Here is a 20158-nt window from a genome sequence, read left to right as displayed (position 1 = left end):
AGTTACAGTTTTCATTGGAATTCTAGCATGTCCTTATGGACATTGGATGACGAAGATTTACTGTTAATACAGTTAGAATTCGAGTAAAACTAAGACGTATTAAAGAGCGTTTATAGATAAAAACGAACATACTCGCTAACGCAAGGATGGCCTTTTTTGCTTGTATATCAAATTGTTAATATTTTTTATATTAAGTTTTATAGGTGATTATATTGTTAATTAGTAGTACAGCTATTCTTTTATTCTTTTATTCTTTTATTCTGAGTTTGTGATTTGTTTATCATTCTGTATGGTAAATCTAATTAAATGTAAGTTTTTATTTATATAAAAACTTACATTTTTTTATTAGAATAGTATTAATTTTAGCTGGTAAGTTTTGGCATAATTACAAAGATGGTTGTAATAATGAATTACGAAAATATTATAAATGATATAACTAGTTTAATTGGGTTGACATTAAGTGCAATTAATGCATCAACATCCAATATTTCTATAGATGAAATAGATGTAGAGCGTGGATTCTATTATGTTGTTTCTAAAAGTACAAATAAGAAAACAAAAAGGAATATAAAAGAAATAAAGCTTATATTTGAAGCATTAGATAGAGATGGCTATTGTAATGTTGAAGAAGTATTACAAGGTTCTTCGTCTAGTCGAAATCATCCAGAAACCATTTTTGCTAATCTTCCATATGTTCAATTCTTTAAATATGAACGTAGGAAGCACTTAGTATTAAGAGATTTTCATGCACATAAGTTTGGTGCCACTCAAGAAGTACCAAAGAATGAGCAAAAAAAGCTTCGTGATTCAATTTTAGAATATAAGAAATTTAGTCAAGGAAAGTTTGCATCTGAATTGGATGAAATTGTTAGTGAATTAAAAAGCAGTTTTGATGAATTGCATATTAAATCACCTGGTTTATTAATTGAGAGTAATATATTTCAAATAGTAAAAAAGCTTGAAACTATTAATGATGTAGTAAAAAAAACATCTGTAAATATGACATCGACAAAAAATAAAAACATTCAAGATTATAATAATGAATTAATTAGAGATAATAATTTTGATATGTCAGATTTGGTTGATTTATCATCTTTCACTGGTGTTGTTGACGATGAGCTAAATTTAGATGTTGTAGATGATGAGGATATCCCTAATAAAAACGCTCAGGAAATAAAGGTTCCATACATTCGTAGGCAGACGCCTAGTTTGTTTACTCTGTATGAACGTCTTCATTATGATGAAATTGAAATTCAACCTGATTATCAGCGAGGTGATAGAATTTGGGATGATAATCGTAAATCTAAATTGATAGAATCTATTTTTATGGGACTTCCTTTACCCATTTTTTATTTTGGGGAAAGAAAAAAAAATGATAATTGGGTTGTTATTGATGGACTTCAAAGATTAACTACTATTCAAGATTTTATGGCAGGTGAGCTAACTTTGAAATTGCCTTATGACTCTCCTGTGAGTGATCTTGATGGTATGAATTTTAAGGATTTTGAGGCTCAAACTCATCGTAAGTATATACGAGCTATTAAAGAGTATGAAATTACGGCATATATTATTGATGTTGAAGATGAGAATGATGAAAATAATAGGTTTATTATTGAGTTATTTCATCGTATTAATACTTATGGTGTAAAGTTAAGTGATCAGGAAATAAGATCTGCAATTAATTTTGGTAATAGTGTTTTTTATTTGAAATTTGTTGCTTCATCTAAGACATTTACTGATGCTACAAATGATGCCGTTAACCATAAGCGACAAAAAGATCTAGAGTTATGTTTAGGTGCATTATCTTATATGTTATATGGATTTAAAGATTTTAATTATAATAAATATAACGATTTTTTAGTTGAAACAATGAGATGGTTTAATAATCAAGATTTTAATAAAGTTAAGCGTGATGATGGTAGTATAGATTATCTATCTAAATCACCAATAATAATTGATATAACATCTAGATTTGAGTCTAGTTTGTCTTTTTGTAAGGAAATTTTCCATGAAAATGCATTTAGAAAATCAATTGGTTCAAGAAAAAATGATCCTATAAGTAAAACATTATTCGAAGCATTAGTTTCTTTATTTTCTAATGCTGATTTAACACAAAGAAAAATCATAAAAAATAATAAAGATAAGCTAATTGAAATATTATATGATGCAATTAAAAATGATTCTAAAGAATATTCGAATTGGATTAGCGAAATATATGAAAAAAATAAGAGAGGGTTTAATTACTCATTGTCTCAATCAACAGGTAAAAAAGTTACTATATTATATCGATTTGAGTCTTTAATTAATATAGTTTATAAGGCAACTGGTTGTAAACTAGAAATAGTTCCTATCGTTAAAGAGTTAAAATAAGATGATAAATAAAATTAAACTTGAAAATTTTAAGTGTTATAGAAAAGTTGAATTTAATTTAAGTAGTTTAACTGTGTTTTGTGGAAATAATTCAGTAGGGAAAAGCACGGCAATTCAATCTTTAGCTATAGTTTTCCAAAATAAATTTAAAAAAGAATTATATTTAAAAGGTAATCTTGTCGATTTTTCTGATGTTAAGGATATTTTTTCTCGTCACGCAGAAGTTGAAGACTCTCACTTGAGAGTTTCACTTGATATAGATAAGGTTACTTATTCTTGGGGGGTAGATGATGAAAAGGAACAAAGTTTATTAAGAAATAAGTTGGTTATAAAGTCTGATGAAGTCCATAATAAAATACCAGAGCTTTATTTTAATGATAAAGGATTTCAATTTCTACAAGCTGAACGTTTTGGTCCAAGGGTATATTTGGAAAATAACAATGATGAATTGATAATAAATTGGCTTGGATCTAAAGGTGAATATACATTTGATGTTTTGGCTCATGTTTCTAATCAATTAAAAAGATTATCTGACGAAGATAAAAGAATTTTTAATAATTCTGAAGGTACTAGTATCCGTCGTAATATAATTAATTGGATGTCAGAGATATCTCCTGGTTTTAATTTTCAGTCTGATACCGTTACAGATGTAGGTATTAGTCATGCTCAATTTAGTGCTTATGGCTCTGCAAATACAAAACCTATCCATATGGGGTTTGGTTTAAGTTACTCTCTTGGTATAGTTTGTGCACTATTACTAACTCAACCAGGAGGCTTAGTTATTATAGAAAATCCAGAGGCCCACTTGCACCCAAGAGGGCAAAGTTATTTGGGACGATTGATTGCTCGTGCAGCTTTATCCGGTGTTCAAGTTATAATTGAGACTCATAGTGATCATTTGTTAAATGGAATTAGAGTTGCAGCTAAATTAGATAATGACTATGAAGATGGTGAATTTAAAGTATTTTATGTAATTGGAGTACCAAATAGTGAAAGTGAAGTAAAAGATATTAATATTGGATGTAATGGTCAATTATCTGAATGGCCAGATGGATTTTTTGATCAACAAGCTATGGATATAAAGACTTTACTTAAAGGAGAGGAAGCTAGCTCCTCAAGAGAAAGGATATGAGTGTAATTAATGAATCAACAGTGTATATCACAAGATGTAGTTTTTGGAGTTTATCTGATATAAAAAAATTATCAGATGTTGATAACTTGCTCTCCAATTTTGATGGAATATATAAAGATTTTAGACGTTCAAAAAATATAAAAATTGAATGTTCAAGTGATTTGACTGATAAAGTAGTTAATTCTACATCTATTCAAGATGATTTATTACAATTAGCAAATGATGACTATGGTGTTTTTTCATATTATTTAAGTCTTTTTGATAAGTGTTTCTCTGAATATGTTTTATATAATAACTCTGAAACTATAGATCATATTATAAATAATCAAAAAAAATCTGATTATATGAGAAAATATGCTTTAGTTATAGATAGAGGTATTAATTTTTTTCCAAATATTAATAATGAAAATTATACATCATCATGGACTGAAACTTTAAATTTAAACTCATCTTATATTTCAAAAAGTAATAGCGATGATGAGTTTATAAAATGGTCAAAGTGTAATTATGAATATTTAATATTCCATCCGGAAATTTCGAATACAATAAAAACTATTAAAATAGGAACTATTAATGATTATAAGGAAATAATATCCCATGCTTTAAACTCTCTTAATCAATCATATTTTATTATATCTGAAGATCCTAATAAGAATGAAGATGATTTGACAGTTATATCTAGTTTAACTGGAATTATTGGTAGAACATTATCATGTTCTAGGCAAGGTAAAAATAAAGTTGAAGTTGTATTTCCTGATAAAGGGACTATTAATTGTGAGTATCATTTGAAAATTAATGTTAATGATAAAAATATTGCTATACCACATGGTAAAGGTAATCCGATTAGAATTTACTTTGCTCTCAAAAGTTATAACGGCGAAAATAAGAAAAAAATAATGGTTGCACATATAGGTAAGCATTTATAATAAAAGTAAGCGGTTTATATAAATCGCTTACTGAAAAATTTATTTTTACTATAAATTATTGGTATAGCTGTCAATTAACATGATTCATTTCAATTGGATCTTCTGACATTTTTAAAATAGCTTCTCTAATTTGTTATTTTTAGAGAAGGTATTCTATAGTAGGTTCAACAAGTATTTATAATTATATTCATGATATTAGATACAATATATGATAAATAAAGATAATGACTTATATTTTAAAAGATTAAGTTACTTGATTTTATTTATAAAATCATTAATTGTATTTGCAATACCTAAAGCTGCAACAAAAGGAACACCATTACCGATAGTTTTAAATTTATCGCTCAATGTCATTGTTGGTGGTAATTCAAATTCTGCTGGTAATGATTGAATCGCAAGTGCCTCTGCTGCACTCAATCGTCGAGCCTTATAAGGATGTAAATGAACCTCATTATTACCATAAGCAGCAGTAGGTGAATAACGCCAACGATGCAATCTTTTAAATGATTTCTTGCTTGTATCGCCTTCAGCAACAATCTTAAATTTATCTGACTTAGGTGTGAAAAATGCGTTAGCGTTTGGATGATTTAAAACATTATTCTTATCAAACCAATGTTGAATAGTTAATTCTTTTATAATATTTTCAGGTGCGAGAGTTGTCATATCTTCAGCAAAAACAGCAGTAGTAGGCCATGATGGTTTCTTTAATGACTCATCTCGTGAAAATTTCATATGTGATTCCCAATTAAATAATTCATCAGGAATTATCATTGCATCTAAGGATTCTTGATCGATATGTTGTGAAATGTGATTAACCTTAATTCCAAACATTAAAATACGATCGCGATCTTGAGGCGCACCATATTGAATACAATTGACTAAATGATCTGTAATTACATAACCAACTGTACGTAGATCTGCTTTTAGTGTTTCATAAAACTCACGGTGACGTTTAGTGCGCCATAAGCCTTTTACATTTTCAAATAAGAAGAAATCTGGTTTATGTTGAATAATGGCATCAACGTAAGTACGCGATAATCGACCATTTTCACCTTCTTGACCTTTGTTTTTCCCACCTACGGAAAAATCAGGACATGGAGGGCCACCAATAAATCCAACTAATTCACCGCTAGACTGTAATGAGTTTATTTGGTCGGCAATCATCGCTACATTAGATCCATCACCAACAAATTCTTCAACACTACAAAGGTAATGATTAAATTGTGGTTCAGGTAGCGCCATTACTTTTCTTGAATACTTATAAGCATTTAAAAAAGAAGCATGATATTCATTTACTGCCGCTATTTTAAATCCTGCTTTTTCAAATCCCAGATCAAGGAAACCGGAACCAGTAAAAAATGAGAAAATGCTAGCCATAAAAAACCTCGGAAAAAATGAAAGACTGCGGATTTTACACTGTATGTACATACAATACAAAGTTAGCTTTATTATATTTTTTAGGCGTTATTATATTTGATATATATCAATCTGAATTGAGTTTTGACCCCACAAAAAAGCCCCATCACTAAAAGCAATGGGGCTATTTAATTTAATAGAATAAACCTTAACGGCGGCGCATTTTCAAGAACAAGGCACCAGCACTTAAGTTGCTGCCATCAAGTTCTAACTTGCGGTTTGTTACGATAGGGAAGTTCTTACCTACACGTAAACAGATGCGATCTGCTAGCACTTCATTAGCAAAGTCACTACCTGCAAGGGTAACGGCTTTAATGCCACCTGTTTCGTCCATACGTTCGATCCAGTTAGCAATATAGTCTGCTAGTGAGTCCATCACACCAAAGGCAAGTTTGTCATAGTCGACTTCATCAACCACTAAGCTAAAGCTCATTAAACTGCCGAGCATTTTTGCCCAATCAATGGTGCGTTTGCTATTTACCATGTCTAATGAAAAATCAACACGATGACCTTGGTTACTATCATTGTGTAGTGATTTAGCAATCAGTGCATCGTTAAGATATTGAACGCTATCATGCCCCGATTTTGATAGGCCAAGAACCGTTGCAATAACAGCAAATAATCCTGAAAGTTGATCATTGCACTCATTCAAGACTAGCTTGTTAAGTGCATTATAACTCACCGGTATTTGCTGCTTAAATTTAGCCAATACTTCTGCTTGCTCACCCGCAGCTAATACTGCAATCATTTCTGCACCAGAATGTGGCAGGGTAGGCATTACTAAGAAGGTATCTGTACGAGTGAATTTATCTTGGCTGACAATTTCACCAGCAGCATAACGACCAAAATAAATCGCGGCACTATGACGACCAACACCTGATTCTAACATTCCGCCATGCAATGCACAGATAGGCAAGGTATGAGCTGGAACATCATTAGCATGATTGGGTTGGTAATCAAACCGAATGCGGCGTTTGCTCCAATAGGCGTTTAGGCCATTGATGCAAGCCTGATCGTGTAAAGGCTCAACCGATTTAAACGGCACGAGAGGATGAATAGCAGGATCACTACAAACCTGACTCCACCCTTTATTAATGCGTGCAATTAACGGTTGTTGATGATTGGTTTCAATGTGTAAATAATCGATACCGCGCACACGTAACATTTCAGTGAGTACTGTTAATACACGATTGTAGCTAAAGCAGAGATCATATAAAGGTTGATCAAGCTGAGCATGGTGACGTTTAGCGCGAACAGTAACACGGGGTTTTTCTAAGCTTGATAACGCTAATACATGGATTGATGGCACGATAAAATGCATCGGTACATTATTAGGGTTACAGATAATAACTTGTTGACGCTGGTGCTGTGTTGCAGCAATCGGACCACGGCTTAGATGAAACTCGTGTTGTTGGTTGTTAGGCAGCGGTAAGCTAAAGCTAACATGACCCGTGTTCATTACCGTATCAGCCCATTGCTGAATTTGTTCCTTGCTAATCGAGGAATCAACCAGATTTTCACCATGGCAATGGGAACAGGTAATGCCAATCTCACCAAAGAGTTCAGATTGGTTATCACCAAGAGCGGGTTCGCAATAACTGCAAAACGGTAGCTGATGTGGCGTTGTTGTTAAAGGAACAATACGCCCTTCGCGGTGACGAATTTCTTTAATTGAAGAGTCAATCAGCCAAATAGACAGTAAAAAATCTTTTGCTATTTTGTCTGCTAGTGCTTCAAGTTGTGGTTGGGTGCCAACGGCTTCAATGATATAACGATTTTTTTCATAGCCAATGGTAATTTCTACTGGTTGGCTCGCTAAATAATCGTTACATAATTGCGCGTAGAAGGGCACAGGACGTGAACAGGTAAAAGAAAACTGAATTAATTTCATTGTTCAATACCTCGCTTGTAAGCAGTTGGAATCAGGCTGTTAATATCAATATTGTTCACTTTTTCGCAATCTATGTCGAGTGCGGAAAGGTGTTTAATCAATGCAGACTCCATAATCGGTATTGCAGCATTAATTTTAGACGTTAAACCCATGTGCATAGGTTCTAAAACTGTTGGTGTTACCCCTAAAACATACGTTTTTGGACGATCGCCAACCAATTCCATCATGATTAATGTTTGTAGCATTTCAACTTCGTGAGCACTACCTTGCCAATCGATTTCAGCAGGGGCTTTATCAAAGTCAAAGAAATACACTTCACCAGCATCTACATCAGCGGCATTAACAGTATCAACCACAACCAGGTGGTCGTATTGGGTTAATGTCGGAATAAGACAATGTGCTAACGTGCCGCCATCAATAAGATCAATCTGATGGTCGGGGTGCGTAAAGCGGTAATTTTCTGTGAGATAATTGACGAAATGTACGCCGACTCCTTCGTCGGCGTACAAGACATTGCCAATACCAAGCAGCAATATCTTCATTTGCGCTAGTGGCCTTTATTTTTTGAATGACTATTGTGGTGAGCATGATGCTGGACTGGATGATTGCCTTTATCTGCTTTTTTTACGTTTACTGGGTGGTAATCGTAACCAGACATAATGGCATCAGCTGAACCGTTACGGAAACGGATCCCTGTCCAAATCACCATATACACGTGGATCAATACAAAAATAATGAATGCCCAAGTAATATAATGGTGCCATTTACGCACTTCATCTAACCCGCCCATCGCGTATGCGACCCATTGAGCAGGTTCCCACATCATGCCACCAATACCTAAGTGGTACACATTAGCATATAGCGTTAAGCCAGTCACACACATGAAGATGGCAGCGATAGAAATCCCTGCATAAACCATGAGTTGCAATGGACCATAAGCGCCATGGTGGGGTGCATTACCCATCCAAAAATAGGCTTTGATCTGTTTTACCCAGCTCTTTGGACTGATGATGTCCTGAATTGAGCGGCGTTCAACATTACTGTGGCTGAAAAAGAACAGATAGACACGAATTAAGGTCACGGCAATTAAAATAAAGCCTAACACCTCGTGTACTAAACGGATCCAGCCTTGCTCAAGCACATTGGTGCTATTGGGTGCAACTAAAAACGGCCAAGCAATATAAAAGCCAGTAACAACTAACCCAAAAATTGCAAAGGCACGTAACCAGTGACATAAACGGATAATGAATGAAAATACATAGGATCGTTTATACAACACGGTATCTGTTGACATGATAAATCCTTAGTTACATTGCCTGAGCTGGAATACGGAATTCACTCAATGATTGGCCTTTATAATCCATTACGTGTACTGAACACGCCATGCAAGGATCAAATGAGTGAATAACACGTAATACTTCTAGCGGTTTTTTCGGATCTTCAAGGTGTAAACCCACTAACGATGCTTCGTATGGTCCCACTTTGCCGTTACCATCAATAGGACCTGCGTTCCATGTTGTTGGTACTACTGCTTGGTAGTTTTCAACTTTTGCATCTTTAATGCGTAACCAGTGACTCAAGAAACCACGCGGTGCTTCAATGATGCCTACACCTTTGTATTCTTTATCAGGATCAATGGTAGGTTCAATGTAAGTTGTGTGGTCTGAATTGAGGTTATGCACCATAGATTCAAAGGTTTCTAAACCATAACGAGAGATAGTTAATGTATGCAGCATACGTGCAGCAGTACGACCAAGCGTGGTAAATAACGCACCAGCAGGAAGGCCTGTTTGTTTTAGGAAATCATTTACAATTGGTGTTACACGAGGGTTCCCCTGTGCGTAGTTAACAACCATTGTTGCAAGAGGACCTACTTCAACAGGTTCGCCATTATAACGTGGTGATTTTACCCAAGAATATTTACCTGCTTCGTTGATTGTCGGGCGTTTACCAACAATAGTCTCGCGCTCAATAAATGGGGTGTGCTCAGGGATAGTTGTGCCATCGTATGGGTGTTGAGGCTTATTAGCGTCATACCATGAGTGAGTTACATCTTCCGCAATCAGATTAATATCAATTTTTTCTGCTTTAGATAAATCTTTATTACGAATAACGCCACTTACGAATAAGTGATCATCTGGGTTAAGTAAAATAGATTCACTACACATGAAGGTATCAACATTACAGCCACCAAGCACACTTGGCGCTTTACCGTAAGCGGCTGCCGCCATTAAAATATCAGCTTGATATGCACGTTCAATAAAATCTGCAACGTGTTGATATTTTTGCTTAAATTCTTGTAGGCGAGCAGGGTCTAGCATGTCGCGTACACAGGTTACGCCACCAACAACAATTGATTGTGGGTGTGGGTTTTTACCGCCCCAAACCGCCATTGATTCAGCTGCAATACGTTGAACTTCAAGAGCTTTAAGGTAATGGCTTAAACCGATTAAGTTTTGCTCTGGTGTGAATTTGTAAGTTTTGTTACCCCAATAAGCATTAGCAAATGGACCTAACTTACCTGTATTGACTAAGCCCTGTACTTTTTCTTGTGCAGCACGTAAATCACCTTCACCAGCAGCCATTGGTGTTGCTGAATATTTCATTGCCTCAGCCGCAGCTTTTGCAGGATCAGCACTTAAGGCAGAAACAACATCTATCCAATCTAAACCATGCAGAATGTAGAAGTGCACAATATGGTCATGCAATTGCAGGGTAGTTAGAATCAAGCTTCGAATGTATTTCGCATTGATAGGTACTTGGGCATTGATTGCATCTTCAACTGCTAACGTACCACATAGGTAGTGTGATGATGTACATACACCACAGATGCGTTGCATTAATAGGCCGACATCGTATGGTGTACGACCTTTCATGATAATTTCAAGACCACGAAATAGGGTAGAAGATGCCCATGCCTTGTTGATTACGTTATTCGCATCAAGTTCAACTTCGATGCGTAAGTGGCCTTCGATACGAGTAATGGGATCGATAACGACGCGCTTGCTCATGAATTATTCCTCGACTTTTTTAGCAAAAATACTGCTGACGGCGTGTGCACCAATACCAACGGCAGTGACACCTAAAATAACGGCACCAATGGTATCTGCGGTAGCATCTAAACCATGGACAGGTTGACGGCTTAATGGTTTTTCGAAATCTGCCATGTCATCCCAAAAATCAGGTTCAGAACAACCGATACAACCATGACCTGCAAGTACTGGCCAGCTGGTGTGGGCATTAAAACGCTCTGTAGGGCAGTTGTTATAAGTGTAAGGACCTTTACAACCCATTTTAAATAAGCAGTAACCTTGTTTGGCATTATCATCACCAAACTGAGTTACGAATTCACCCGCATCAAAGTGACCACGGCGCTCACAGTTATCATGAACACGTGCGCCATAAGCCCATTTAGGACGGTTGAAAATATCTAATGCAGGTAGGCGACCAAACATGATGAAGTACATTAATGTACCAGTAATGTTGGTCGGGTTTGGTGGACAACCCGCAACGTTAACCACTGGACGGTCAATAATCGTACCGACACTTTTTGCGCCGGTTGGGTTAGGGCGTGCGGCTTGGATACCACCGAAAGATGAACATGTACCCACACAAATAACGGCGGCTGCATCTGCGGCAACGCGTTTAATCAGTGAAATACCCGTTTCAGCTTTGCTACCTATAGTAAGGAAGGTACCGTTGTTAGCTGTTGGTACGGCACCTTCAGCAGCAAGTAGGTATTGACCTTTGTAGGCTTTCATTGCGTTATCAAGGTTTTCTTCTGCTTGATCGCCAGCGGCAGCCATGAGCACTTCTTGGTATTCAAGTGATACATGTTCAAACAGTAATGTACTAATATCTGGTGTAGTACTACGTACTAATGATTCAGAACAACCAGTACATTCGGCAAGGCTCAACCATATAAGTGGTACACGATCTGAAAGCTCTGCAGCTTCGGCAACCATGGTACTAAAAGGTAGGGGTAGTGCCAGTAATGAAGTGATGGTTGCACTCCAAATCATGAAGTCACGACGGGTAATGCCATTTTTTTCAAGTTTTTTCTGAAAAGAACCCTCACGAAGAGGTTTCATTTTTCGAAGCTCGGCAAGACGTTTTTGGCCGAGTTCAAAAAGGGCTGCATGCGAATCCATCTATCAACCTTGTTAGCTATGATTAAATATACTTTGAAAGTATTACTATTTAATATTATGACTTAAATCAATACAAATATTTGATCTACATCAGATTTTGAAATTTTGTGTGACAATATAAAAAGTCAAAAATGATGCTATGCATAATTTAACGTTCGGTAATGATAAACGTTATTATTTGATAATATTGCGGTGTTTTTTTTTATGGTAACGCAATGATAGCTAATGATTTTATTTATGGTTCGAGTTTGAGCTATTGGGCTGGCTTATGCGTGGTTATGCAATATAAAAGTGGATTAAAATATAAATATTTTGAAGGAATAATTGAGAAAATCCTAAAATTAGATTTTTTTAGTAAAGCAGCATAAAAAACGCCCATATTTAATTAAATATGGGCGTTTAACAAAGGGAGCTAACGGCTAAATAAGCTTACTCACCAAGTAGAAATTTCTTATCAAGCATACAAAAAGCGAGCAATAGATTTGCCGCTGCAGCATAGAAACCAAATTGATCTCGAAGCTGACATTCTTTAGCAAATAAGGGTAACCAGTTTAATAGCATGGTGTTGATGAATGACAGCTGTGATTGCATTAATGCTTCACGTTGTTCTTCTGTCTGTTGCTGATTACCCATGATGATTAAATTGCCCATAAAGTCTAATTCAATCGCAAGATGATCTGCGGGTTCATTAAATTCTTTGCGCTGGGCAATATCAAATGATGCCATAAGTTCATGCATTTCTTGGGCTGGCTTATCGTTTAGTAAGCCTGTTTTGCCAACATACATTGATGCGTAAGGCAAAGCACCTGATTTTGGGGTGCTTAAAAATAAACCACAAAAATCAGCAGCAAGTTCTAGCTGTTCGTCACTACGTGCATGAGATTTCTTAATGGCAGCACGAAAAGTATCAACAGGTGCTTTTAATTCCTCTGTCATACCAAGACCAGACAGGAACGTATACATCTCACCGCCATGGTATTCATGTAGATCTGCATCACTTAATTCACGGGCAAAAAGCGAAGACATCCACCAGTAGATTTCAGCACGTTGTTCGTTGAATGCGATAAATTCTTGCATGGTCACTCCAGACATAAAACATATTCAAATAAAGCAGTTAGGTAGAGTATACCTAAGGGTTATTAGAATAGGTTCTAAAAAATGAAATAAAGGCGATGAAAATAAGATTCATCGCCTTTATGGCTTGATTTACTATGCTAACAACAAGGGATTATTTATCCATTGCTGGGAATAGTGGGTCAATACCTGTTTCATAAGTTGGACCGTTAAAGCCCGTTACTTCAGGTACGGGACCGGTGTACTTCTCAATATCAACCACAGCAGTATGTGCTGATGTTGCTTGTGCTAGCTTAGAAGTACCGATATCTAACGTTAGTACGTTTGGATCACCGTAAGTACAAATTGTACCTGCTTTGCCGCCATCAAGTGGGCTATACCAAGCACCCTCATGAATACGACATACGCCAGGCGAGTAATCATCTGTTACTACTGCACCAGCCAATACTTGGCCACGACCGTTAAATACGCGTACTAAATCACCTGATTTAATATTTCGTGCGGCTGCATCTTGAGTATTGATGTAAATCGGCTCACGATCCGCAACAGCGTAAGTTGCACGGAAGTCAGTTGATGAACATAACTGTGAGTGCAAACGGTTATTTGGGTGACAGCTCTGTAAGTGAAGCGGGTAGACATCAGAGCGTGGACCGCCGTGACTACGTTCTTCTTTCTCAAACCACATTGGGTGACCTTGACAGTCGTTATAGCCCATATCTGCGATTGTCTTACAGTAGATCTCGATAAGACCTGATGCTGTACCTAGTGGCTCAAGATCTGGTTCGTTACGGAATGATTCGTGACGTACCCATTCTTTGCCCGCAGGGAATTCAATGTAACCATCACCTTCCCAGAACTTAGCGAAGGTTGGCATGCGAACACCGATGCCACGGCCTTGCAGACGCGCACCATTGTAGATTTCTTCAATGATTTCAATTTTCTTTTTACCGCCAGTAAATGCTTCTTCACGGTTGAAGCGCGCACATAGCTCACGGAAAATATCGAAATCATCTTTAGATTCAAACATTGGCTCAACAATCTTACGTAATGCAAGGATACCTTTGTTGGAGTGGTTACCAAACTGCTCGATATCATCACGCTCGTAAGTAGTTGTTGCAGGTAAGACGATATCTGCAAAACGACAAGTGGCTGTCCATTGGTGCTCGATAGAAACAACGGTCTCTAACTTCGTCCACGCTTTGATCATACGGTTACGATCTTGGTGGTGAGCAAATGGGTTGTTACCACTGAAGATTGCCATCTTCATGTAAGGGAAGGTAATTTCGCTACCATTCCATTGAATCTTAGTACCTGGGTTAGAGATACAATCCACAAAACGTGCAACAGGGATCGTTTTTGCGTAACCTTTAAATGAACCGTTGTAGATTGGTTCTACGCCAGTAACACCACTAAAGCCAGACATTAACGGGCCAGCAGAGGTGATAGTACCTGCGTCATTGTAGTGCCAGCCGAAACCGAAACCACCACCAGGTTGACCAATTTGACCAAGCATTGCAGCAAGAACAACCAGCATCCACGCCCATTGCTCGCCGTGTTGCATACGCTGTAGACACCAACCACCAACAAGCTGAGTACGACCACCCGCCATTGTACGTGCTAGTTCACGAATCTGACTTGCCTTGATGCCAGAGATTTTCTCTGCCCATTCAGGTGTCTTAACGATACCGTCAGTTTCGCCCATCACGTAAGGCATGAACTTATCAAAGCCAGTGGTGTAGTTTGCGATGAAGTCTTTGTCGTATAGATTTTCAGTGTATAGCGTGTGCGCAATCGCCAACATCAACGGAATATCTGATTGTGGGTGTACAGGTAACTGCTCACCGCCAACAAATTTCATTGTTTCGTTACGTACTGGGTCAATGTGAATAACTTTAATTTCTTTGTTTTTCACTTTTTCAGCAAGCTGCTGGTATGAGCCGTATACGCTGTGATCAGGAACCAACCAACCTACTTGAAGGTTTTTAACTGGATCCGTACCCCACATTACGATGGTATCTGTGTTTTTAAGCACAATATCCCAAGAGGTTTGCTGTTCATAAACTTCCATTGCACCTGCAACGTAAGGAAGAATAACTTGTGCAGCACCTGTTGAGTAGTCACCCATTTTACCAAGGGTAGTACCGTGAAGGCTAATACCACGCTTCATCATTGTACCGGCGTTGTGCAGTTTACCTACAGACTGCCAGCCAGTATGACCTGCGTATAATGCACTTGGGCCGTAAGTTTCTTGAACACGGTTTAACTCGTGTTGGAAGAAATCTAATGCTTGTGACCAAGGCACACGTACGAAACGGTTGTTACCACGTTGGCTTGTATCAGAACGGTAGCCTTGCTTTAACCAATCGATGCGTACCATTGGGTATTTAACACGTGCAGGGTTGTAAACCACTTCACGTACAGCATCTAGCATGACTGTTGGGTGTGGGTCTTTTTCAAACGGCGTGGTTTCAGTCCATACACCGTTAACAACTTTAGCGCGGAAAGCACCCCAGTGAGAGCCACAAAGCACTTCACCGTTGAAACCAGTTACAGCATCTGTTGCTGCCATTGCTTTACGAGGAGCAAGTAGGCTAGTACCGACAACTGATGCAGCACTTGCAATAGCAAGACCAGATAGGAAGCGGCGGCGTGTAATGCCTTTATGATTGTTTTGAGTCGCCATAGTTGGAGAATCCTTAAACTTTAATTTTTATCGATGGGGCGGGGATAACCATTATCACCCGCCTATCATTTAATCGTTTATTGGTGCGCTGGATTAATGCGCGCCAGCACCACCTGTATCGCTGCCGTGGTTCTGAAGATATTTAAGTAGTGTGCGTTCTTCAGTCTTAGTCAGACGGTAGTAAGAGCTCATGGCTTTCAGACTTGCGATCCAGCCATTTGCAGTAAAATGGCCTGGGTCTGGCGCCGCGTGACAAGCGTTACAAGTAGACGCGTACATATCTTCTGCATAGTTCCAGATTGGTTTGATACTATCAATCATGTTTGATTTAGTGATCCAACCTTGAACACTGATGTTCTGCCACACAATGTTAGTTGCAGGATCAGTTTCTTCTTTAATGATTTTCTCGTTCGCTTTCACTTCACCACGGATAGTTGCCTTAAAGACACGCTTGCCCATGTACTCAGTCATTACGCGACCTTTACCCGCTTTTTCTAACCAGCCGTTAACTTCAACTTTTAGCATGTCGCCTTTACGTTCAAGTACAGTGACTTCAGAAGCAGGCAGTAATTTACCTTCTGACTTACCTTTGGCATCGTCAGTCGCGAAGATGTCTTTCTCACCTAGAGAGTAAAGCTTCTCAGCTGTTGCACCTTGAGAGGTCGCTTCAGCTTCTAGCGCTTGGTAGTCTTTTTGGAAACCGCCAGCCATGTTTGGAAGTTCGTGTGCAATACCTTTATGACATTCAATACAGTTCATGTCTTTTGCAGCAGCGTCTGTCATTGCAGCTGCGGCTTCAGGTGATTGCTTAGCATGATCCATTGCTGAATAGTTGTGACAGCTCTTACACGTGCTTGAGTTTTGTTTTTCCATACGCTTCCAAACCATCTGAGCTAATTCTAAACGGTGCTCTTCAAATTTTTCAGGCGTATCGATTTTCTTGGTAATAAACTGGTTATATACATCTTTTGATGCCATTAACTTTGTTTCAATCATACCAACTAAATCTTTTGGCTGGTGACAGTCAACACAGTCAGCACGAACACCAGAAGCATTTTTGAAGTGTACAGACTGGGTGTACTCTTCGTAGTTCTGTTTCATGGTATGACAACCAATACAGAATTCATTGGTTGATGCGTGTTCAAAACCTTTGTGCACAGCAAAAATGCCGCTCACGGCGATACCAATACCAACAAGTACCAGTGCAAGAATTGAATACTTGCTACTTGGTTTCGTCAACATCTGCCAAATTTTCTTCATTTTGAAAGATTCCATTTAAAAAGAATGCTCACCGTAGGCTACGGTGACGGTTAAAATTTTATGAGGTAATCTTATTGTTACGATATGAATAAGGTTAACGCTACGAATGAATAGCAAAGGCATAGTTATGACAAATTGTGAATGGTCTTAGTTTGTGCTACCGTTCAGCTAGAAAACCAAAAACTAAAAAGAGAACGACATGACCCATCACGTACTTGTTGTAGAAGATGAAATTGTTACCCGCACAAAATTAGTTGGGTATTTTGAGAACGAAGGATACAAGGTAAGCCAAGCAGACAGTGGCGCACAGATGCGCGAGATAATGGCAACGGAAAAAATTGACCTTGTAATGCTTGATATCAACCTACCTGGCGAAGATGGTTTGATGCTAACGCGAGAGCTTCGTAGCCGCTCTGAAGTTGGTATTATTTTGGTGACTGGACGCACTGATAGTATTGATAGAATCGTCGGTTTAGAAATGGGCGCAGACGACTATGTAACTAAGCCTTTTGAACTTCGCGAATTACTTGTTCGAGTAAAAAACTTGTTATGGCGCATGACGTTAGTAGAAAAAGCGCGTGACGAAACTATGGTTGAAATGCAGGAAGATAACATCATTCGTTTTGGTGAATGGCAGTTTGATATTAACAAACGTGCTCTGACTCATAACGGTCTTCCTGTGAAGCTAACAAAGGCTGAATATGAGCTGTTAGTTGCCTTCTCATCACACCCAAATGTAGTGCTAAGTCGTGAGCGTATTTTAAACATGTTAAGCCATCGTGTTGAAGCGCCAAATGACCGAACTATTGATGTTTTAATTCGTAGAATGCGTTCTAAAATGGAACTAGATCCTAAGAATCCACAGATTTTTGTTACCGTTCATGGCGAAGGATATATGTTTGCTGGCGACTAATATTGGTCGTATTTGGGCGGGTAAAGCGTAGTTTAAATAAAATAGTTATGACATAAATTGACATAAAAATGCCCTATTTGAAAAGAATAGGGCATTTTTTTTGAGCTGCATTTGGGGTGTTTTTTGATTTAAATCATCAATTAACAGAATATTTTTTTGGGTCAAAAAGGAACAAATCACGGTAATAAGAATCATTATTAATAACAGGGCTATTTTGCAACATTGCAGACACAGTTGTTATCAATGGCTGGTTTAATGTGCAACATATAAATAACAACACTGTTGAAAAATGAAATCTTATGAATATGTATTTTGACCTATATTTTCTTGTAAAACGAGATTCTATCAAAAATGCGGTTTTTACTGCCGCTTCATATGAGTATTGATAACTTAAATGAGTGCATTGTTATCGTGCTATTCATACTACAATCATTCACTGTTCATACTTAAGTCGTGAGTTATTCATAAAATAGTCATATATTGAATAGCGTTTCTACGACAATTAAAAATTCAAAATCACCAAAAAATGCGATATAACGTTAAAATTAGAAAAATAACGTATAGATATTTGCGCGTTATATATTGGTTTCGGCTCTTTTTTCAATTATTTGCTGCGTCAATCGAACGATTTCAGGCAAGCTAATAGTGCTTTGTTGTGCAAGTTGTTGTTGTTCTATGAGTACATTTTCTAGAATTTCAGTGGTTGTGAGTGGGTTGGCTAACACGACACGAAATACAGTTGTTGCTTTTCGTTGCCATTTCTCCGGAGTAATACGGGTGCGTGATACAAACGATTTTCCTGATTCTCGCTGGCGTTTTTGAATAAATTGGGTGAGATCATTAAGCAGTTCTAACAATGTTTCACGCTGTTCTGGCGTTGCTTGTAATAATGCTTGTTGGGTTTTTGCTGGAACATAACGGTAAGTCAGTAAGCATAATTCAGGCTCTGTAACTAATTCAAAATCAGAATGCTGTTTAATGCATTGTGCAAAGTAAGCTGCTTTTTCTATGCTGTTATTAATTAATAATTCATAGCCTGGACGACTAATAATATTCATACTCGCGAATAGTAACATTGCCATGCCACTGCGAGATCCTTCAAGAGTATGGCTGCCTAAATCTTTTGAACCTTCTCGTAGAATATATTCAGCATGATGTTCAATGGCTGTCATGAGTTCTGGATTTTTAAATATCACCATGCCAGCTCCCATAGGAATATAGAGCTGTTTATGAGCATCAATGGTAATAGAATCTGCGCGTTCAATTCCTTTAAGTAAATGTCGGTATTTATTTGACATTAGGGTTGCACCACCCCAAGCCGCATCAACATGGAAATGACATTGATGTTCAGCGGCAATATCTGCCAATTGATCTAGAGGATCAATGTTGCCTGTTTCTGTGGTACCAGCAATGCCAATAATCGCAAAAGGTTTAATGTTTTTACGCTTTAAAGTATCGAGAGTTATCTGTAATTCATTAAGGTCAACGCGATTGTTATCATCAGTTTTAATAGCAATCAGGCTGTCTCGGCCGATACCCAAAACATCCGCGGCTTTTTTCAAAGAATAGTGACCACGTTCTGATACCAGAATGGCTAGATCATCATAGCCATAGTGCTTCATCGCTCGCAGTAGACCTTGTTGGCCGACACCCGTGAAATCACCATCAGGTTGTAAGGCTGCATTGCGAGCTACCCACAAAGCCGTGATATTGGCGATGGTCCCACCTGAACAAAAAGCCCCTAAAGAATGGTCAGCGCTGTGCATCCATTGTTGGTAGAAACTTTCTTCTTGATTAAAAATTAATTTGTGAAGCATGCCTAACACTTGACGTTCAAGTGGTGTAAAGGCTTTTGAGGTTTCTATCTTTACAAGGTTTTGGTTTAACGCAATCATGATTTTAGATAAGGGCATCATGAAATAAGGGAGGGCAGAGGTCATGTGACCAATAAACGTAGGTGCCGCTGTGTGGACAGACTGAGCAACAAGTTTATTCAATAGAAATTGAGTGTGTTCAGAAACAAATGAAGGAACTTCAGGAATATCCGCAGTAGAGAAATCTTTTTCAATTTCAGCGAGGGGTTTTTCGATTGCTGCGATGTGGGTTCGCAGAAACTCATTAAGGTTTTCTGAGAGTTCTTTTTCGATTAAGCCTAATGTTGAATCAGGTGCTTCTGGTATTGTGAATATGCGATGCAATGACGCGAGGGATGCATCCGCTGTACGATTATTAGCCGCCATAATTTATTTAACGTTTCCATAACGTTGGCAAAGTATAGTCAATTTAATCGATATTTTGAGTGATGTCTCGCATTATTTCGGTGTAGCTAAAATTATAGCTAC

The 20158-nt window shown here is 37.7% G+C and carries 15 protein-coding genes; 5 read left to right on the top strand and 10 right to left on the bottom strand.

What is annotated here, in order from left to right:
• Positions 1 to 405: 405 nt before the first annotated feature.
• The 3 genes from VXS03_RS07700 to VXS03_RS07690 are packed head-to-tail and all read left to right on the top strand — an operon-like array spanning position 406 to position 4428.
• The gene (locus VXS03_RS07700; protein ID WP_327763019.1) at positions 406 to 2370 is read left to right on the top strand and encodes a DUF262 domain-containing protein; all 1965 of its coding nucleotides are present in this window, start codon (positions 406 to 408) and stop codon (positions 2368 to 2370) included.
• A gap of 1 nt (position 2371) precedes the next feature.
• A complete protein-coding gene (locus tag VXS03_RS07695) occupies positions 2372 to 3502 on the top strand; it encodes a DUF3696 domain-containing protein (RefSeq protein ID WP_327763018.1) in 1131 nt (376 codons plus the stop codon).
• Positions 3499 to 4428, top strand: a complete 930-nt coding sequence (locus tag VXS03_RS07690; protein ID WP_327763017.1) for a hypothetical protein — start codon at positions 3499 to 3501, stop codon at positions 4426 to 4428. Before VXS03_RS07695 ends, VXS03_RS07690 begins: the two co-directional genes overlap by 4 nt.
• Positions 4429 to 4677: 249 nt before the next feature.
• Here the strand turns inward: VXS03_RS07690 and VXS03_RS07685 are convergent, their stop codons facing one another.
• From VXS03_RS07685 to VXS03_RS07660, 6 genes are all read right to left on the bottom strand, one after another.
• Positions 4678 to 5805 (bottom strand): DNA cytosine methyltransferase, encoded by a 1128-nt coding sequence (locus VXS03_RS07685; protein WP_327763016.1) that lies wholly within the window; start codon positions 5803 to 5805, stop codon positions 4678 to 4680.
• 187 nt (positions 5806 to 5992) lie between these two features.
• Complete coding sequence (locus tag VXS03_RS20280) at positions 5993 to 6592, bottom strand: Kae1-like domain-containing protein (RefSeq protein ID WP_442957431.1); 600 nt, start codon at positions 6590 to 6592, stop codon at positions 5993 to 5995.
• A gap of 1139 nt (positions 6593 to 7731) precedes the next feature.
• Positions 7732 to 8277, bottom strand: a complete 546-nt coding sequence (locus VXS03_RS07675) for a HyaD/HybD family hydrogenase maturation endopeptidase (RefSeq protein ID WP_080157642.1) — start codon at positions 8275 to 8277, stop codon at positions 7732 to 7734.
• Between the two features lie 5 nt (positions 8278 to 8282).
• Positions 8283 to 9029, bottom strand: coding sequence for a Ni/Fe-hydrogenase, b-type cytochrome subunit (gene cybH / locus VXS03_RS07670; protein WP_327763012.1), 747 nt, complete (start codon positions 9027 to 9029; stop codon positions 8283 to 8285).
• A 13-nt stretch (positions 9030 to 9042) separates the two neighbouring features.
• Positions 9043 to 10746 (bottom strand): nickel-dependent hydrogenase large subunit, encoded by a 1704-nt coding sequence (locus VXS03_RS07665; RefSeq protein WP_327763011.1) that lies wholly within the window; start codon positions 10744 to 10746, stop codon positions 9043 to 9045.
• Positions 10747 to 10749: 3 nt separating this feature from the next.
• The gene (locus VXS03_RS07660) at positions 10750 to 11886 is read right to left on the bottom strand and encodes a hydrogenase small subunit (RefSeq protein ID WP_327763009.1); all 1137 of its coding nucleotides are present in this window, start codon (positions 11884 to 11886) and stop codon (positions 10750 to 10752) included.
• A 215-nt stretch (positions 11887 to 12101) separates the two neighbouring features.
• On the opposite strand from VXS03_RS07660, the gene VXS03_RS07655 reads away from it, so the two are divergent.
• A complete protein-coding gene (locus VXS03_RS07655; protein WP_327763008.1) occupies positions 12102 to 12254 on the top strand; it encodes a hypothetical protein in 153 nt (50 codons plus the stop codon).
• Between the two features lie 61 nt (positions 12255 to 12315).
• On the opposite strand, the gene torD is transcribed toward VXS03_RS07655, so the two are convergent.
• The 3 genes from torD to torC form a co-directional block, all read right to left on the bottom strand.
• On the bottom strand, positions 12316 to 12963 hold the full coding sequence (torD, locus tag VXS03_RS07650) for a molecular chaperone TorD (protein WP_080157638.1): 648 nt from the start codon (positions 12961 to 12963) through the stop codon (positions 12316 to 12318).
• Between the two features lie 151 nt (positions 12964 to 13114).
• On the bottom strand, positions 13115 to 15643 hold the full coding sequence (torA, locus tag VXS03_RS07645) for a trimethylamine-N-oxide reductase TorA (RefSeq protein WP_327763007.1): 2529 nt from the start codon (positions 15641 to 15643) through the stop codon (positions 13115 to 13117).
• A 93-nt stretch (positions 15644 to 15736) separates the two neighbouring features.
• The gene (gene torC, locus VXS03_RS07640; RefSeq protein WP_080157636.1) at positions 15737 to 16903 is read right to left on the bottom strand and encodes a pentaheme c-type cytochrome TorC; all 1167 of its coding nucleotides are present in this window, start codon (positions 16901 to 16903) and stop codon (positions 15737 to 15739) included.
• A 199-nt stretch (positions 16904 to 17102) separates the two neighbouring features.
• Between torC and torR the strand changes: the two genes are divergently transcribed.
• Positions 17103 to 17816: a two-component system response regulator TorR gene (torR, locus tag VXS03_RS07635; protein ID WP_005368225.1), complete on the top strand. Its 714-nt coding sequence runs from the start codon at positions 17103 to 17105 to the stop codon at positions 17814 to 17816.
• 575 nt (positions 17817 to 18391) lie between these two features.
• On the opposite strand, the gene panP is transcribed toward torR, so the two are convergent.
• Positions 18392 to 20056 carry a pyridoxal-dependent aspartate 1-decarboxylase PanP gene (gene panP / locus VXS03_RS07630; RefSeq protein WP_327763003.1) on the bottom strand — a complete coding sequence of 555 codons (1665 nt, stop codon included), beginning with the start codon at positions 20054 to 20056 and terminating at the stop codon, positions 18392 to 18394.
• Between the last annotated feature and the right edge of the window lie 102 nt (positions 20057 to 20158).

Source organism: Photobacterium sp. S4TG1 (assembly GCF_036040035.1).
In the GTDB taxonomy this organism is placed as follows: Bacteria; Pseudomonadota; Gammaproteobacteria; order Enterobacterales; family Vibrionaceae; genus Photobacterium.
Note: the sequence above shows the minus strand (reverse complement) of the source record. Positions and strands in the feature narration are given on the sequence as shown.

What these genes read in the sequence shown, in the direction of transcription:
- VXS03_RS07700 (WP_327763019.1), top strand. Translation starts at nt 406, where the DNA reads ATGAATTACGAAAATATTATAAATGATATAACTAGTTTAATTGGGTTG.
- VXS03_RS07695 (WP_327763018.1), top strand. Translation starts at nt 2,372, where the DNA reads ATGATAAATAAAATTAAACTTGAAAATTTTAAGTGTTATAGAAAAGTT.
- VXS03_RS07690 (WP_327763017.1), top strand. Translation starts at nt 3,499, where the DNA reads ATGAGTGTAATTAATGAATCAACAGTGTATATCACAAGATGTAGTTTT.
- VXS03_RS07685 (WP_327763016.1), bottom strand. Translation starts at nt 5,805, where the DNA reads ATGGCTAGCATTTTCTCATTTTTTACTGGTTCCGGTTTCCTTGATCTG.
- VXS03_RS20280 (WP_442957431.1), bottom strand. Translation starts at nt 6,592, where the DNA reads ATGATTGCAGTATTAGCTGCGGGTGAGCAAGCAGAAGTATTGGCTAAA.
- VXS03_RS07675 (WP_080157642.1), bottom strand. Translation starts at nt 8,277, where the DNA reads ATGAAGATATTGCTGCTTGGTATTGGCAATGTCTTGTACGCCGACGAA.
- cybH (WP_327763012.1), bottom strand. Translation starts at nt 9,029, where the DNA reads ATGTCAACAGATACCGTGTTGTATAAACGATCCTATGTATTTTCATTC.
- VXS03_RS07665 (WP_327763011.1), bottom strand. Translation starts at nt 10,746, where the DNA reads ATGAGCAAGCGCGTCGTTATCGATCCCATTACTCGTATCGAAGGCCAC.
- VXS03_RS07660 (WP_327763009.1), bottom strand. Translation starts at nt 11,886, where the DNA reads ATGGATTCGCATGCAGCCCTTTTTGAACTCGGCCAAAAACGTCTTGCC.
- VXS03_RS07655 (WP_327763008.1), top strand. Translation starts at nt 12,102, where the DNA reads ATGATAGCTAATGATTTTATTTATGGTTCGAGTTTGAGCTATTGGGCT.
- torD (WP_080157638.1), bottom strand. Translation starts at nt 12,963, where the DNA reads ATGCAAGAATTTATCGCATTCAACGAACAACGTGCTGAAATCTACTGG.
- torA (WP_327763007.1), bottom strand. Translation starts at nt 15,643, where the DNA reads ATGGCGACTCAAAACAATCATAAAGGCATTACACGCCGCCGCTTCCTA.
- torC (WP_080157636.1), bottom strand. Translation starts at nt 16,903, where the DNA reads ATGAAGAAAATTTGGCAGATGTTGACGAAACCAAGTAGCAAGTATTCA.
- torR (WP_005368225.1), top strand. Translation starts at nt 17,103, where the DNA reads ATGACCCATCACGTACTTGTTGTAGAAGATGAAATTGTTACCCGCACA.
- panP (WP_327763003.1), bottom strand. Translation starts at nt 20,056, where the DNA reads ATGGCGGCTAATAATCGTACAGCGGATGCATCCCTCGCGTCATTGCAT.